Origin of the sequence: Actinospica acidithermotolerans (genome assembly GCF_018139625.1) — a bacterium.
Lineage (GTDB): Bacteria > Actinomycetota > Actinomycetes > Streptomycetales > Catenulisporaceae > Actinospica > Actinospica acidithermotolerans.
Genome location: NZ_JAGSOH010000033.1, coordinates 12,557 through 28,285 on the forward strand (window position 1 = coordinate 12,557; position 15,729 = coordinate 28,285).

The 15,729-nt window shown below is 69.8% G+C and carries 14 protein-coding genes; 5 read left to right on the forward strand and 9 right to left on the reverse strand.

Annotated features, from left to right (window positions below; all coding sequences use genetic code 11):
- Positions 1–97: 97 nt before the first annotated feature.
- Positions 98–1,594 carry a DUF2079 domain-containing protein gene (locus KDK95_RS13670; protein ID WP_212518511.1) on the forward strand — a complete coding sequence of 499 codons (1,497 nt, stop codon included), beginning with the start codon at positions 98–100 and terminating at the stop codon, positions 1,592–1,594.
- 3 nt (positions 1,595–1,597) lie between these two features.
- Here the strand turns inward: KDK95_RS13670 and KDK95_RS13675 are convergent, their stop codons facing one another.
- The 3 genes from KDK95_RS13675 to KDK95_RS13685 form a co-directional block, all read right to left on the reverse strand.
- Entirely contained in the window at positions 1,598–2,731 is a 1,134-nt protein-coding gene (locus KDK95_RS13675; protein ID WP_212518512.1) for an acyltransferase family protein, read from the reverse strand.
- A 263-nt stretch (positions 2,732–2,994) separates the two neighbouring features.
- Complete coding sequence (locus tag KDK95_RS13680) at positions 2,995–4,572, reverse strand: DUF2079 domain-containing protein (RefSeq protein ID WP_212518513.1); 1,578 nt, start codon at positions 4,570–4,572, stop codon at positions 2,995–2,997.
- A gap of 235 nt (positions 4,573–4,807) precedes the next feature.
- A complete protein-coding gene (locus KDK95_RS13685) occupies positions 4,808–6,916 on the reverse strand; it encodes a hypothetical protein (RefSeq protein WP_212518514.1) in 2,109 nt (702 codons plus the stop codon).
- Positions 6,917–7,191: 275 nt separating this feature from the next.
- Between KDK95_RS13685 and KDK95_RS13690 the strand changes: the two genes are divergently transcribed.
- Both KDK95_RS13690 and KDK95_RS13695 read left to right on the forward strand, forming a co-directional pair.
- The gene (locus tag KDK95_RS13690; RefSeq protein WP_249161163.1) at positions 7,192–7,851 is read left to right on the forward strand and encodes a glycosyltransferase family 2 protein; all 660 of its coding nucleotides are present in this window, start codon (positions 7,192–7,194) and stop codon (positions 7,849–7,851) included.
- Between the two features lie 5 nt (positions 7,852–7,856).
- On the forward strand, positions 7,857–8,342 hold the full coding sequence (locus KDK95_RS13695; RefSeq protein WP_212518516.1) for a DUF2304 domain-containing protein: 486 nt from the start codon (positions 7,857–7,859) through the stop codon (positions 8,340–8,342).
- Here the strand turns inward: KDK95_RS13695 and KDK95_RS13700 are convergent.
- The 4 genes from KDK95_RS13700 to mca form a co-directional block, all read right to left on the reverse strand.
- Positions 8,250–9,188 (reverse strand): glycosyltransferase family 2 protein, encoded by a 939-nt coding sequence (locus KDK95_RS13700; protein ID WP_212518517.1) that lies wholly within the window; start codon positions 9,186–9,188, stop codon positions 8,250–8,252. The two genes, KDK95_RS13695 and KDK95_RS13700, sit on opposite strands and share 93 nt — an antisense overlap.
- Before the next feature lie 15 nt (positions 9,189–9,203).
- Positions 9,204–10,091 carry a dTDP-4-dehydrorhamnose reductase gene (gene rfbD, locus KDK95_RS13705; protein WP_307844341.1) on the reverse strand — a complete coding sequence of 296 codons (888 nt, stop codon included), beginning with the start codon at positions 10,089–10,091 and terminating at the stop codon, positions 9,204–9,206.
- Entirely contained in the window at positions 10,088–11,077 is a 990-nt protein-coding gene (gene rfbB / locus KDK95_RS13710; RefSeq protein ID WP_212518518.1) for a dTDP-glucose 4,6-dehydratase, read from the reverse strand. Before rfbB ends, rfbD begins: the two co-directional genes overlap by 4 nt.
- A gap of 294 nt (positions 11,078–11,371) precedes the next feature.
- Positions 11,372–12,247, reverse strand: a complete 876-nt coding sequence (mca, locus tag KDK95_RS13715; RefSeq protein ID WP_212518519.1) for a mycothiol conjugate amidase Mca — start codon at positions 12,245–12,247, stop codon at positions 11,372–11,374.
- A 166-nt stretch (positions 12,248–12,413) separates the two neighbouring features.
- On the opposite strand from mca, the gene KDK95_RS13720 reads away from it, so the two are divergent.
- Positions 12,414–12,866, forward strand: coding sequence for a DUF4307 domain-containing protein (locus tag KDK95_RS13720; RefSeq protein WP_212518520.1), 453 nt, complete (start codon positions 12,414–12,416; stop codon positions 12,864–12,866).
- A gap of 144 nt (positions 12,867–13,010) precedes the next feature.
- Positions 13,011–13,511 (forward strand): transcription elongation factor GreA, encoded by a 501-nt coding sequence (greA, locus tag KDK95_RS13725; RefSeq protein WP_212518521.1) that lies wholly within the window; start codon positions 13,011–13,013, stop codon positions 13,509–13,511.
- Positions 13,512–13,610: 99 nt separating this feature from the next.
- On the opposite strand, the gene KDK95_RS13730 is transcribed toward greA, so the two are convergent.
- A complete protein-coding gene (locus KDK95_RS13730; RefSeq protein WP_212518522.1) occupies positions 13,611–14,501 on the reverse strand; it encodes an ABC transporter permease in 891 nt (296 codons plus the stop codon).
- Positions 14,502–14,615: 114 nt separating this feature from the next.
- Positions 14,616–15,593 (reverse strand): ATP-binding cassette domain-containing protein, encoded by a 978-nt coding sequence (locus tag KDK95_RS13735; RefSeq protein WP_212518523.1) that lies wholly within the window; start codon positions 15,591–15,593, stop codon positions 14,616–14,618.
- Between the last annotated feature and the right edge of the window lie 136 nt (positions 15,594–15,729).

Below are 15,729 nucleotides of genomic sequence, written 5' to 3' on the forward strand. Positions count from 1 at the left end.
GGCGCGCTTCACCCGTTTCCCCGATATTTGCGACAGGCTCGTCACGAAGGCCGCCGACTGCCGCATACGAAACGTCACCGCCTGCATACTGAAGGGGATGATCGGCACAGAGGGTAGCCCCCGCCCGGCCATGCCCTCGAAGTGGCTCGGCGTCGGGCTGATGGCTACGGTGGCAGGGGTCTGGTATGCGCTCTACGCGTACCTGAAGTTTCGGCAGGGCGGGTTCTTCGGGTGGGATCTGGGGATCTTCGATCAGACCGTGCGGGCCTATGCGCACTTCCACCTTCCGTACGTCACGAGCATGCAGCACGGTTACGCGGGGGATCCGGGGCGGCTGGAGTGGACGGACCACTTCAGTCCCATCCTCATGCTGCTCGCGCCGCTCTACTGGGTCTCGAACAGTGCGTACAACCTGCTGTTCGCGCAGGCGGTGCTCTTCGCGGCGGCGGCGCTGCCGATCTTCGCGTTCGCCCGCCGGCGGCTGTGCGCACCGCCCGCCCGGCCGACGGCGGCTTACCTCGCGGCGGCGGTCTACCTGCTGTCGTGGCCGCTGCAGTCGGCGCTCGCCTTCGACTTCCACGAAGTGGCGTTCGCGCCGCTGCTGATCGCGTTGCTGATCGAGCGGGCGGACGCGCGGCGGTGGGGGCACGCGGCGGTGGCGGCCGGGTTGCTGCTGCTGGTGAAGGAGGACATGGGGCTGGTCGTGGCCATGACCGGGATCTGGCTTCTGATCCGCGGGGACCGGAAGGCCGGGGCGTGGTTCGCGGCTGCCGGGCTCGGGGCGATGGCTCTGATCATCGGTGTGCTGATGCCGCTCGCGGGCGGGTCGTCGCTGCGGGACTTCGAGTACACGCAGCTCGGTGCGACTCCGGGGCAGGCCGTGCTTCACCTGGTCGAGCATCCATCGCAGATCGTGACGCAGCTGATCGATCCGCATGTGAAGGTGACGACGCTGCTGTGGCTGATGCTGCCGGTGCTGTTCCTGTGCCTGCGGTCGTGGATCCTGCTGCTCGCGCTGCCGCTCGTCGTTGAGCGCTACTTCGCGGACATCAGCTTCTACTGGATCAGGGACTACCACTACAACGCGTTCCTGATCGCGATCGTCGTGATGGCGGCCGTGGACGGCGCCGGCAAGTTCCGCCGGCCACGATGGCGACTCGCCTGGGCCGTCGCGGCGCTGGCGGTGAGCGTGGCGCTGCTGCCGAGCTTCCCGCTCTCGGCGGTGACGTCAAAGGCGCTGTGGCAGACGACCGACTCGGTACATGCGCAGGAGCACCTGCTGAAGGAGCTGCCTGCGGGCAGCGAGGTCCTCATGCCGTGGCCGAGCGATCCGTACACCGGAGGCCACGTGCATCCGGTCAACCTGCACTTCGCGGCTGCGGCCCCGGAGTGGATTCTGACGCAGGACATGTCGGGGGACGTCGCGGCGCTCAACCAGACGCTGGCAGCGGGCAGGAACGACGCGCGCTACGCCGTCTACGCGAGCTACAAGGGCTGGACGATCGGCAGACTCGTGACAGTCGCCGGCGCCCAGCCCTCGTCGTCTTCGTCGTCAGCGCCATCCTCGTCGTCCTCGTCGTCTCCGGGAGGCTGAGGGTCAGCTCTTCTTGGGTCTCAGCAGCCGCATGCAGGGCATCTCCACCCAGCGGTAGAGCAGGTATGCCAGGCCGGTGGCACCGGCGAGCAGCGCGAAGACCACGAGCAGCGCCGTGCCGCCGTGCCAGCCCTCGGGGCGCCAGAGGCGCATGATCTGCTGGATCAGCTCGACGTGCACGAGGTAGAACGCGAAGGAGATTTCGCCGAGGAACACGAGCGGCCGCCAGCGCCACGGCGACCAGGTGCCGGACAGGTCCGCCTTCGCCGCCGCCGCGATGAGGACGCAGCAGGCGACGTCGAAGTAGATCGTGTGCAGGTTCAGCGGGATCCAGTTCGTGCCGTTGAGGTAGTAGACGCCCACCGCGAACAGCGTCGCCATCCACAATCCGGGGCCGTACCAGCGGCCGCGCTTGACCAGCAGTGCGGTGATCACGCCGAGCCAGAACTCTATGCTGCGCACCGGCGGGAACATGTAGACGAACCAGTAGGACCGCACCGGGTTGTGCGGGAAGATGTAGAACTGCCATTGCTGCAGGCAGTACGTCAGTCCGACCAGCATGAACGCGGTCCAGTACAGCTGATTCACACTCAGCTTCCGCAGTTGCGGGGCTATGAACGGGAAGCTGAGGTAGAAGAACGCCTCGCAGCCCAGCGACCAGCTCACGGTGTTCACGCTGTAGCCGATGCCGGCACCGTGGTAGGAGCCGTAGAACCAGGGCTGCACGAGCGCCAGGTTCAGCAGGGCGACGACCTTGCTGATCCGCTCGCCCCAGAGCAGTCCGATGCCGAGCACGATCGCCCAGGTGACCGCGTGGTTCGGGTAGATCTTCGCGATCCGCCGGCGCCAGAACGCGGTGTGCGAGTCGCCGGGCTTGGCCACCCAGGTGAGCACGAAGCCGCTCAGCACGAAGAAGAACGCGACGCCGATGTCGCCTTGGCCGAAGACCGCCTCCCAGGACCGCAGCAGCCGGCCGCCGGGGTTCGGCGGGGCGCCGGGCGGGGACGGCGGCCGGTGTATCACGCCGATCGTGCCGATGTGGTATCCGAACACGATGAACGCCGCCAGCCAGCGCAGCCCGGTCAGCGAGGGCAGCCGGGAGAAGCCGGTCGCACGGGGTGGTGCGGGAGCCGACACCGCCTCCGGCTGCCGCGGTTCGCCGGGCGCGGGCGCCGCAGAGCCCTGCCCTTCGGGCTCGAGCGTATGCGTGGGCTGATGCTGGGCACCAGGCAACGCTGCTTGGTCCTGAAGCAAAATCGGCCCCCAAGGCTGATTTTGTGATGTGTGCCGCTCCCGAGCGCTACCCCTGCGCCCGCTTGCGGGATGGGTCGGACAGTCCGACCATACTAGGCCGTGCTCTACCGCACCCAGCGGATCGGACGTGAGTCTTCAGACACTCTTTACGCCTGGTGGAGGATGACGATCGAGCCCTCTTCGTCGACGATCTGGAAGCCCTGCTTCTCGAGGGTGCTGAGATAGCCCGCCATGTAGTCCGGCGTCACCGGGCAGCCCGGGCTGGCCAGGTCCATGGCCGCCCACGGGCCCTTCTCCACCTTCGAGCCGACCAGCGTGACCGTGTCCCGGGCCGCCAGCGGGATCACCAGGTTGTTGGTGGCGCGCACCTCGACGCCCGACGGGACGTACTTCAGCGCCTGCGTCACATTCTGAATCTGGCCGCTCTGCGCGGTGTACGCGGTCTTCGAGTTCATCCAGTAGCCCAGCGACTCGGTCTGGGTGACCGACCAGGTGATCTGGAGGGCGAACAGGCCGAGCACGATGCCGGCGATCGGCGGCACCAGCCGGTGGCCGAGCCAGTCCATCCCCTCGGCCTCGTTCCACTTCGCGACCCTGCGCACGGCCCGGATCAGCCGGTTGGTGCCGTCCATGGCGCCGATGAACAGGATGGGCATCAGCGGCATCTCGTAGTACAGGTTCCAGGACCACTCGGTGTGCCCGACGCGGCCCGAGAGCGTCGAGGTGACCAGCGAGGGCAGCGCCATCAGCGAGATCGGCGATCCCAGGCACAGGAAGGCGACCGGCAGCAGCACGTGCGTCCACAGCTGGGCCTTCTCCTCGCCGCCGAACATCAGCTGCAGCGTGTGCACCGGGTGCAGCACGATCGCCTCGATCTCACCGGTGAAGGTGGTCGCGTGCAGCGTCGTCGCGTAGTCGTCGGCGTAGGTGAAGCCGGCCGGGTTGAAGTGCGGGATGATCACGTTGACCGTGACCAGGAACATGCCGATGCCCCACACGGCCAGGATCGCCGCGTGCCGCCACTTGCGGTTGAAGGCGAGCCAGAGGGCGAACATGACGATCAGCATCCCCATGTCCTCCTTGACGAAGGCGGTCATGCCGATCAGGACGCTCGCCCAGGTCCAGCGCCCGGCGAGCGCGCGCTCGAGGCCCCAGGCGATCAGCGGCGCGGAGAACATCACCTCGTGCACCGGGAAGTTGACCGAGCCCTGCATCCCGATGCTGAACAGGTAGGCGATCAGCAGCAGCGAGGCGGCCGGGATGCCCCAGACCCGGCGGATCGCGATGTACACCGGGATGCCGGACAGGCACAGCAGCACGACCTGCGCCAGGATCAGCGTGGCCGGCGAGTTGTGGATCCATATCGCCGGGGCCAGCAGCACGTAGATCGGCGAGAAGTGGTCGCCTATCTGCGCGTAGCCCTTGATCGCGACGTACGGGTACAGGCGGTATGCCCAGCCGACCGTCGCCTGGTAGAAGATGCCGAGGTCGCAGGCGCCGGCCTGCTGCTGCATGTACTCGTTGTAGGCGAAGATCCAGTAGACCGTGAACGCCGCGGAGACGATCCAGGTGCACGGCGAGAGCAGGGCCCTGCGCAGCCCGCGGGCCACCCGCCGGCCCGCACCCGGCCGTGCGGCGGGCGGTTCCTCGGCGGCGGGCACGTCGACTACCTCGGGTTCGGACGGCGTCGCCGCGACCGGCCGGGCTGGAGCTTCTTCGAGCACGTGGGGCCGTTCCTCGGTGCAGGCGGGCTCCGGCGGCAGCAGCCGTCATCCCGGCGGGGCTCAGATTAAGGGCGGCTTCAGCTTAATGAGCACTTCAACGACCTCTGTGCCTGCGTACACAGTCGGGGACAACATGTGACCGACCTGTGACGGGCGCACCCCTGGAAGACCGGGCGGGCGCCGGTCGCGCGTCAGGCGGACCGGCACCCGCTCGGGTGATGCGGCTTCGGGCGTGTCAGCAGACCGGCGGGAACTGGGTCAGCGCGACGACGTCGTAGATCGCGCCGGGGTTCTGCGCACCCCACGCCTCGAGCTTCTGCGCCAGCTGCTGCGTCGCGACGACCACGCGGACCGGCTCGCCGACGGCCTTGAGGCCGGCCTCGAACTCGGCCAGGTTCTTGAGATCCTGCGCGCTCCACGCGGCGCCGTTCTGCCCGGCGCACACGAGGTGGTCGCTGGAGTTGAGACCCCGGTAGGTGTCGGTCGAGGACCCGTAGATTATCGAGCTCATCGTGCCGGCGCGCTGGTTGAGCACCGCGAGCTGCAGCGTCATGTTCACATTGCTCAGCGCGTCGGTGTATATCACCGTCACGGTCGGCACCTCGCTGATCAGCAGGTGGTCGTGCTGCAAACCGCCGAGTACTGCGATGTTGTCCGGCGCGATCCGGTCGGCCATCCACGTCGACGCCCAGGTGGCGCCGGTTCCCGGCTGCCACTGCGTCGCCGAGTTCGCGGCGTTCGCGGGCGCGGCGACCTTGTTGAGCACCGTGGACCACCAGAAGCTGCGGGTGACCCCGATCGCCAGCAGGAAGGCGCACACGCCGATGCCGAAGCCCTTCCAGCCGGACACCGCGAGCCGCGGACGCCGAAGCAGGTGGCCGAAGGAGCCGGCGCCCACCATCAGGATCACGGCCCAGGCCTCGACGACCTTCCAGTAGTAGTAGCTGACGGCGCCGATGGTGTCGAACATGTAGGCCATCATCGCGAGCACGGCCAGCGTGCTCAGCACGCCCGCGATCAGGCCGACCACGGCAGACGGGCGGCGGCGCGCCGAACGGGTCGCGAAGCCGAGCAGGCCGAACGCGGCGAGCATCGTCATCACGAGCCAGCTGATCGGGATCGTGAAGCCGGTCGCCTGCACCGCGGAGGAGGCGTTCAGGCCGGCGTGCTTGGCCGCGATGTACTCGCTGGCCGCGGCCGGGATCGCCACGACCGTGACGGCGAGCAGCGCCTTCCAGTGCGGCAGCAGCCGCTTGCGGTGGTAGACGAGCGAGACGGCGATCAGTATGGCCGCGAACGGCGCGTACAGCTCGTAGGTCAGGCAGACGGCGACGAACAGCAGGGCCATCAGCGCGGCGTGCAGCCGCCAGCCGGGCGGCGGCCGGAAGCAGATCGCGGCGAGGATCGCGATCTGGGCCATCGAGACCACCTGCGGGTCCCAGGTGGACCAGACGGCCTCGGTGAACGCGCCGGCGAACAGGTAGGCGGCGATCGCCGTCGTCAGGAAGACGCGGCGCCAGCCCTTGAGCATCGGCCCGGCGACCCAGCGCGCGGCCCAGGCGACCGAGGCGATCATGAAGCCGTAGCCGATGCTGACCCAGATGTTGTAGCGGACCATCTCGGACGCCGCGTTACCCGGGTCGACCCTCGAGCGCAGGAAGATGTCGGCGAGCGCGTAAAGGTAGTGCTGGCCTGGCGGGTAGACGGCGAGCACGCCCGGATCGACGACGTTCTTCACCTTGCCCTGCATCAGGAAGGTGTAGCCGCCGTACCGGTGGATCGCGTCGAAGAGGCTGAAGTGGCGCAGCCGGTCGCCGGTCATGCCGGCGTAGCCGAGCTTGCTGCCGGCCACGGTGCTCCAGCTCGGCCAGTACGCGACCAGGAAGCCGGCGATCCCGCCGAGCAGCAGGACGGCGTCGCTGCCGAGCATCCGGCGCGGCCAGCCGTGCCAGGGCGGCGGGGCGCCGAGCCAGAGGTAGGCGGCGACCAGCAGCGTGAGCGCGACCCCGCCGAGCGCGATGGGCGCCAGCCCGAACGGCCAGAGCGAGAACAGCAGGCCGCCGACGATCGCGAGGCCGATCAGCAGCCCGACCGTGATGAACAGGCGGTCCACGATCGTGGACCCGGCGCGCACCAGGCCGCCGGTGCCGAACACGACGAGCAGCACCAGCAGCGGGTCGGTCCGGCTCAGCTGGGTGAGCACCGGCACGACCCAGGCTCCGGCGAACAGGGCGGCCATGATCCACGGACGCGGGCGCACCGGACCGCGCCCCGTGCGCCGGGGTGCGGTCGACTTGATGGAGTCCGCCGCCTCTGCGGGCGACCCCAACGCCTGCGAACCCATTACGTGACTCCTCAGCGAACCCGGATCGAACATGGCCGACGCCCTTGTCGGCGCGGGCCAGTCTAGGGCGCCTGGTTGAACCATGGGTAAGAACGGCCGACTGTACCATCGGGCCCCGCGCTCGCTCCAGGCCTGGCCGGGCCCTCTTCGAGACTTTGGCCGGGCATCAGGTTCCCCTGTTAGGATCGGCGCAATCGTGTTCCGCGCCTCCTTCCGGGCGGCGCGCACCTCTCCGATCGCAGGGTTGACGGGTGCAGGACTTTCAGGACGTATGGTTGGTGATTCCCGTCTTCAACGAGGAGACGGTGATCGCGGACGTGCTCGCCCACGTGCTGCGGACATTCCCGAACGTGGTCTGCGTCGACGACGGCAGCAGGGACGGCTCGGCCGTGCGCATCCTCGGCAGCGGCGCGCATCTGCTGCGCCATCCGATCAACCTCGGCCAGGGCGCGGCGCTGCAGACCGGCCTGAGCTACGCGCTCGCGCAGCCGCGCGCCGAGTACTTCGTCACCTTCGACGCCGACGGCCAGCACCAGGTCGAGGACGTCGAGGCGATGATCGGGGTGCTGCGCACCAAGGAGGCCGACGTCGTGCTCGGCTCGCGCTTCCTCGAGTCGACGCACGAGGTGCCGCCGCTGAAGAAGCTCGTGCTGCGGACCATCGCCGCGCTCAGCGGCTCCTCGCGCCGGCTCGGCCTGACGGACACGCACAACGGCCTGCGCGCGTTCAACCGCGCGGTGGCGGAGAAGGTGGACATCACCCAGGCGGGCATGGCGCACGCCTCGGAGCTGGTGGATTTCCTGTCCCGCTCGAGCTTCCGGGTGCGCGAGGTGCCGGTCACCATCAAGTACACCGAGTACTCGATGTCCAAGGGGCAGTCCCTGCTGAACGGGGTGAACATCATGTTCGACCTCGCCCTACGCCGGAGAGGCTGATCGCCGTGTTGATCCAGGCCCTGCTGATCCTGGCCGCGGTGCTGCTGTTCGTCCTGTTCCTGCGGCGGTCGCAGACCGCGCGGCTGCAGGCGTTCAAGCGCATAGGCTTCCTGCTGTTCTGCGCCTTCGGCGTGCTCGCGGTGCTCAAGCCGGACGTGATGACCTGGCTGGCCAACCGCGTCGGCGTCGGCCGCGGCACCGACCTGCTGCTCTACATGCTGACCGTCATCTTCGGCTTCTTCGCGCTGAACACCTACCTGCGCTTCAAGGACACCGAGAAGCGGCTGACCCGGCTGGCCCGGGCGATGGCGATCCGGGACGCGATCCCGCCGGACGCCGACGCCGCCCGGCGGCTGGCCGCCCTCACCGCGGAGGACGGATCCGCCGCGGACGAGGGCTCACTTGGTGGAGGCGGCGTAGCGGACGAGCCGGCGGAAGGCCGCGGCGTCGCGCTGACGCAGGGCGGTCGGGGCGAGGGTCAGGGCGTGTAGCCGGGTGGAGCGGTGCCGCCGGGAGACCAGCGCGGCCCGATGCCAGCCGATCTCGTCCATCCGGCGCGCCGTCTCGGTGAAGAAGCGGCGCGACTCGTCGAAGCGCGAGCCGTCCACCGCGGCGCGCGAGGACTCGCTCTGCGCGTGCCTGCGGTATTCGAAGGCTTCCGCGTGGTCCGCGACCAGCGACTCGCCGGCCGCCACCAGTTGCAGGATCACGGCCAGGTCCTGGACCACGCGCAGATCCTCGCGGAAGCCGGTGGTGGCCTGGATCGCGTCGGTGCGCCAGCACAGCGACGGGAAGTAGAGCCAGTTGCCGCGCAGCAGGCTCAGTGCCAGCGCCTCGCCCTCGAGTACGACCGGTCCGCCGCCGTGCAGCAGCTCCTTCGGGGCGTAGCGCCGCCGCTTGATCGTGTCCACCAGGCTCGAGGTCGGCGCCCCGGTCTCGTCGATGACGCGCACGCCCGGCTGCACCAGGCCGATCTTCGGATGCGCCGTCGCCAGCGCGCGCACGGCGGCGATGTAGTTCGGCAGCAGCAGGTCGTCGCAGCCCATGATGACCAGGCGGTCGCGGGTGGCCAGCTCCAGGCACTTCTGGAAGTTGGCTGAGATCCCGAGGTTCACCTCGTTGCGCAGGTAGGTCACCCGCGGGTCGCCGAGCTGCGCGAACCACTCCGGCACGCCGGCCGCGGCGCCGTCGTCGACGACGGTGAGGTGCCAGTCCGGATCGGTCTGCGCGAGCACGCTGCGCACGGCGGCCTGCATCAGCGCGACGTCGCCGTAGTACGGCATCATCACGTCGATGCTCGGCGTCCCCTCGGCCGGGCCGGGGGTGGATTCGGCCATCGGTCCGCGCCTTTCTCAGGCCTCTGCCGCAGAAGTCAGGTACTCGCCGAGCGCCTCGCGCCAGTCCGGCATCGGCTCGAGCCCGGCGGCGGCCCAGCGATCGTGGCCCAGCACGCTGAACGCCGGGCGGGGTGCGGGCCGGACGAACTTGTCGCTGGTGGTCGGCCGCACCCGCTCCGGGTCCAGCCCGGTCAGCTCGAAGGCGGCGCGGGCCAGGCCGAACCAGGTGGTCCGCCCCGAGCAGGTGCCGTGGTAGATCCCGGCCGGGGCCCGGCCGGCGTGCGCGGCGCTCCCGAGGGCGAGCAGCTGCCGGGCGAGCGCCCGGGTCGAGGTCGGCTGGCCCTGCTGGTCGTCCACCACGTCGAGGAACTCGCGCTGGCCGGCCGCGTTCAGGATCGTGGCCACGAAGTTCTTGCCGTGCTTGCCGTACAGCCACGCGGTCCGCACCACGTACCCGCGCTCCGGCAGCAGCTCCAGCACCGCCTGCTCGCCGATCAGCTTGCTGCGGCCGTAGGCGTTGATCGGGGCGGTCGGCGCGTCCTCGGCGATCGGCTCGGCGGCGTCGCCGGGGAAGACGTAGTCGGTGGAGACGTGCAGCAGCAGGGCGCCCGAGTCCGAGCACGCGGCGGCGAGGTTGCGCACCGCGGCGCCGTTGATCGCGCTGGCCGCGGCCTCGTTCGTCTCGGCGCCGTCCACGTCCGTCCACGCGGCGGCGTTGGCCACCACGTCGTACCCGGACACCGCGGCCTTGACCGCCTCGGGGTCCGTCAGGTCCAGCTCGGCGCGGCTCAGCGCGGTGTGCTCGACGCCCTCGGCAGCGAGCAGCGCGCCGAGGTCCTGTCCGAGCATGCCCCGCGCGCCGACGACCAGCCAGCGTGCGTCGTTGTGCGCGGAGGAGCTCACAGCGCGGCCTTCTCCTTGAGCGGCTCCCACCAGGTGCGGTTCTCCTGGTACCACTGCACGGTCGCCGCGAGTCCGTCCTCGAAGCGAACCTGCGGCGTGTAGCCGAGCTCGTCCGAGATCTTGCCGATGTCCAGCGAGTAGCGGCGGTCGTGGCCCTTGCGGTCCTCGACGTAGTCCACGTAGGACCAGTCCCGGCCGGTCGCGCTGAGCAGCATCTCGGTCAGCTCCTTGTTGGTGACCTCGGTGCCGCCGCCGATGTTGTAGACCTCGCCGGCCCGGCCCTTGGTCAGCGCCAGGTGGATGCCGCGCACGTGGTCCGAGACGTGCAGCCAGTCGCGCACGTTGCCGCCGTCGCCGTAGAGCGGGACGTGCTTGCCGTCCATCAGGTTCGTGATGAACAGCGGGATCATCTTCTCGGGGAAGTGGTAGTGCCCGTAGTTGTTCGAGCAGCGCGTCACCACGGCGTCGAAGTGGTGCGTCCGGTGCGCGGCCAGCACGAGCAGGTCCGAGCCGGCCTTCGCCGCCGAATACGGCGAGTTCGGCTGCAGCGGCCACGTCTCGGTCCACGAGCCCTCGTCGATCGAGCCGTAGACCTCGTCGGTGGACACGTGCAGGAAGCGGCCGATCCGGTGGCGGCGCGCGGCGTCCAGCAGCGTCTGCGTGCCGAGCACGTTGGTGGTCACGAAGTCCGCGGCGCCGGTGATCGAGCGGTCCACATGCGACTCGGCGGCGAAGTGCACGATCGCGTCGTGGCCGGGCAGCACCTCGTCGAGCAGCGCCGCGTCGAGGATGTCGCCCTGCACGAAGGAGAATCCCGGGTGCGAGCGGACCGGGTCCAGGTTGGCCGGGTTGCCCGAGTACGTCAGCTTGTCATACACCGTCACGGTGTCGCCCGCGCCGGCCGAGCCGGGCAGACGTTCGGTCAGAAGCGCGCGGACGTACTCGGAACCGATGAATCCGGCTCCGCCGGTGACCAGGATCTTCATGCGGGACATCGTAGCCGCTCGGGCTGACCGAAACGCCACCGCCGGTTTCAGCTCGGCAACAGCTCGGGGACCGGCCGCGGCCGGCCCGGAGCCCGCCGCGGCCCCCGATCAGCGCGCTGCCCCGCTGAGCGGACACCCCGGCTCGGCGGGCCGGCTGCTCGGCGATCAGCGCCCTACCCTGCTCAGCGGACGCCCCGGCTCGGCGGGCCGGTTCTTCGGCGCAGCGCGCTCCGCCGCCCACCGGACGCCCCGGCTCGGCGGGCCCACACCTCAGCGGTCAGCGCCCTCCGCCGCTCAGCGGACGCCGGCGAACAGGTCGTCCTCCGGGATCGTCGTGTCCACCAGGCTGCGGGCGAGCTCGAAGTCCTCGGTCGGCCACACCTCGCGCTGGATCTCCATCGGCACCGAGAACCACGGGCCGTCCGGGTCCACCTGCGTGGCGTGCGCCAGCAGGGCCTGGTCGCGCAGTTCGAAGTACTCGCCGCAGGGCACGCGGGTGGTGATCTCGCGCTCCGGGCGCTGCTGGCCGTCCTCGCTGTTGAAGCGCTGGATCCAGCCCTCGTACGGGGAGCTGCCGGTGCGCTCCAGCATCGCGGCGTGCAGCGCGAGGATGCGCGCCTTGGTAAAAGTCTGGTTGTAATACAGCTTCAGCGGCTGCCACGGCGCGCCCGCCTCCGGGTAGCGGTCCGGATCGCCGGCCGCGTCGAAGGCCTCCACGCTGATCCGGTGGCACTGGATGTGGTCCGGATGGGGGTAGCCGCCGTTCTCGTCGTACGTGGTGACCACGTGCGGCCGGAACTCGCGCATCAGCTTGACCAGCGGCTCGGCCGCGGTCTCGACCTTCTCCAGGGCGAAGCAGCCCTCCGGCAGCGGCGGCAGCGGGTCGCCCTCCGGGAGCCCGGAGTCGACGAATCCCAGCCACGCCTGCGTAACGCCCAGGATCTCCCGGGCCCGGTCCATCTCCGCCTTGCGCACCTCGTGGATGTTGCGCTCGATCTCCGCGTCGCCCTTCAGCCGCGGGTTGAGCACGTCCCCCCGCTCGCCGCCGGTGCAGGTGACCACCAGCACCTCGGCGCCCTCGGCGACATATCTGGCCATGGTCGCGGCGCCCTTGGACGACTCGTCGTCCGGGTGGGCGTGCACCGCCATCAGCCGCAGCTTGTCCTCCACCGGTCCCTGCTCCCTCGCACCTGACACTTAACTCCACTCGCGGAGTCTCTATAGTGGCGGACGGCCGGGGATAACCGCGAAACAACAACGCGCCTTCCCCTCCGCTGCCCTTACCAAGAGCACGGGCCGGCCGCAGAAACTTCCCAGCACAGCCAAGGGGCGGTAAATGTCCGACAACTCCATCCACGACCAGCCCGAATCCGCGCGCCCGACCGACGCGCCCGGGCTCAGTTACAGCGATCCGGCCTTCGCCGAGCGTTACGGCGTCAAGCGCGGCATGTCCCGCACACGCAAGATCACCCTCGCACTGGTCGGCCTCGCGGTCCTGTGCGGCGTGGTCGGCTACATCGCCTGGAACGAGGCGAACCCGCAGATCCAGGCCGAGGTCATCTCGTACAACGTCAACGGCACCTCGATCAACGTGACCTTCCAGGTCAACAAGTCCGCCGACCAGCGTGTCGAGTGCACGATCGAGGCCGAGGACGTCAAGGGCTCGGTCATCGGCTCGGCGAACGTCGTGGTGCCCAGCGGGCGCGCCCAGGAGGACATGGTGTACACGGTGAACACCACCGGAACGCCGAACACCGCCGTGGTGTCGAGCTGCACGGCCGTTTCCTGAAGCGTTCGGCCGCCGTGGCCCGCCCGTGCGGACCACCTCTTCTAGGAAAATGTCGGCGAAGCTTGCTAGCCTCGTAGTTTCGGCGGGTACCGGTGTGTACGGACCCGCCGAGCGAAGGCATCATCCGACCCTACGAGGAGCATCGTGACCCAGACCAGTGACAACGTCACCTGGCTTACCCAGGAAGCGTATGACCGGCTGAAGGCCGAACTGGACTATCTCCAGGGTCCGTACAAGGTCGAGATCGCCAAGAAGATCGAGGCCGCGCGCGAAGAGGGCGACCTGCGCGAGAACGGCGGCTACCACGCCGCCAAGGAGGAGCAGGGCAAGATGCACGCGCGGGCCCTGCAGCTCGCCCAGATGCTGGAGAAGGCCCAGGTCGGCACCCCGCCGACCACCGCCTCCGGCACCGCCGCGCCCGGCATGGTCGTGAAGATCGCCTTCGACGGCGACGAGGACGACACGCTGGAATTCCTCCTCGGCTCCCGCGAGTCCGCGGCCACCGACATCGAGGTCTACTCCCCGCAGTCCCCGCTCGGCTCCGCGATCAACGGCCACAAGGTCGGCGAGAGCGCCAGCTACGAGCTGCCCAACGGCAAGTCGATCTCGGTGAAGCTCCTGTCGGCGGAGCCGTACACCGGCTGACCAGGCCGTTCGGTCCGTCCCGGCTCACCTGCCGTCTCGTACCCGCGCCCCGCTCCCGGTTGAGGAGAGCGGGGCGCGTGGTTGAGAGCGGCCGCTGACTTAAGCGCTCACCGAACGGTACTTCCGGACGGCGAGCGGGACGAAGAAGGCCAGGATCAGTGCCGACCAGCCGAGGGAGACCCAGCCGGGGTACTGCATCGGGAGCACGTCGGGGACCTGGCCGGGGGCGTAGCCGGTGGGGTTGCCGAACAGCTCGCGCAGCGCCAGCACCGTCGACGAGATGGGGTTCCACTCGGCGATGGGCTGCAGCCAGCCGGGCAGCGAGGACGTGGGCACGAAGGCGTTCGAGACGAACGTGACCGGGAAGAGCCAGATGAAGCCGGCCGTGTTCGCCGTCTCGGGGGTGCTGACGGACAGGCCGATGACGGCGCCGATCCAGCTCATCGCGTAGGCGAAGATCATCACCAGCAGGAACGCGGCGAGCGCCTTCCAGAAGCCGTTGTGGATGCGCCAGCCCACGGCGAGGCCGCACAGGGCCATGATCGCGAGGACGAACAGGTTCTGGATCCAGTCGGCGACGGTGCGCCCGAGCAGCACCGCCGATCTGGCCATCGGCAGCGAGCGGAAGCGGTCGACGAGGCCCTTGTGCAGGTCGTCGGCCAGGCCGACGGCCGTCGTGCCGGTGGTGAAGGCGAGGGTCTGGACGAAGATCCCGGGCAGCAGGTACTCGCGGTAGGCGTGCGTGCCGCCGCCGGAGACGGGGATCGCGCCGCCGAAGACGAAGGCGAACAGCAGCACGAACATGATCGGCTGGATGGTGGCGAAGACGACCATCTCGGGGATGCGGGTCATCCGGCGCAGATTGCGCAGGGTGACGACCCAGCCGTCGTAGAACGCGCCGGTCAGTCCGGGCACGTGGCGGGCTCCGGGGCCGGAGGACGGGGACGGGGACGAGGGCCCGGATGTGAAGGTCTCGGTGTCCGCGGTCATGGTGCCGCCTCCTCCTTCGCGGTCGTCCGGGCGGCTTCCTGGTGCGCGGTCGCGGTCATCGGCCCGCCTCCTCGTTCACCGTCATCCGGGCGGCTTCCTGGTGCGCGGTCGCGGTCATCGGTCCGCCTCCTCGTTCGCCGTGGGCTCGGCGGCCTTGCCGGTCAGGGTGAGGAACACGTCGTCGAGGGTGGGCCTGCGCAGCGCGAGGTCGTCGACGGCGATGCCCGCGTTGTCCAGCTCGCGCACCGTCTCGACCAGCAGTTTCGCGCCGCCTTCGATCGGGGCGAGCAGTTCGCGGGTGCGGCGGTCCACGGTCGGCTCGGCGAGGGCGAGGCGGGCCAGGATGCGGGCCGCGTCGTCGAGGCGGTCGCGGTCGTGCACGACGAGTTGCAGGCGTTCGCCGCCGACCTGGGTCTTGAGCTCGTCGGCGGTGCCGCGGGCGATGACCTTGCCGTGGTCGACGACGGCGATGGAGTCGGCGAGGCGGTCGGCCTCCTCCAGGTACTGGGTCGTGAGCAGCAGCGTGGCGCCGCCCGCGACGAGGTCGGCGATGACGTCCCACATCGCGATGCGGGTGCGCGGGTCGAGGCCGGTGGTCGGCTCGTCGAGGAACATCACCGGCGGGCGGACGACGAGCGCGGCGGCGAGGTCGAGGCGGCGGCGCATGCCGCCCGAGTACGTCTTCGTGGGACGGTCGGCGGCGTCGACGAGTGCGAACTGCTCCAGCAGGGCCGCCGCCCGGCGCTGCGCGTCCTTCTTGCCGAGGTGGTAGAGCCGCCCGACCATCACCAGGTTCTCCCGGCCCGTCAGGTTCTCGTCCACGGCCGCGTACTGGCCGGAGAGCCCGATCCGCTCGCGGACCCGCTGCGGCTCGCGCAGCACGTCCAGGCCGAGCACGCTGGCCCGGCCGGAGTCGGGGGTGAGCAGCGTGGTCAGCACGCGCACGGCGGTGGTCTTCCCGGCGCCGTTCGGCCCGAGCAGGCCGAGCACGGTGCCCTCGGGGACCTCGAGATCGACGCCGTCGAGCGCGCGGACCGTCTTCTCCCCCGAGCCGTACGTCTTCACCAGGCCCTCGGCCTCAATCGCCGCCATGCTCCGATGCTCCGTCACTCGGCGAACCGGCGCGGCCCGGATCAGCCGTTAGCGGTACGCGGTGCCGCGGCCTTCGAGCCTAACCAAATACGCCGGTCACGGCAGACCTTTTTCGCGGATGACGGCCGGCCCCCCA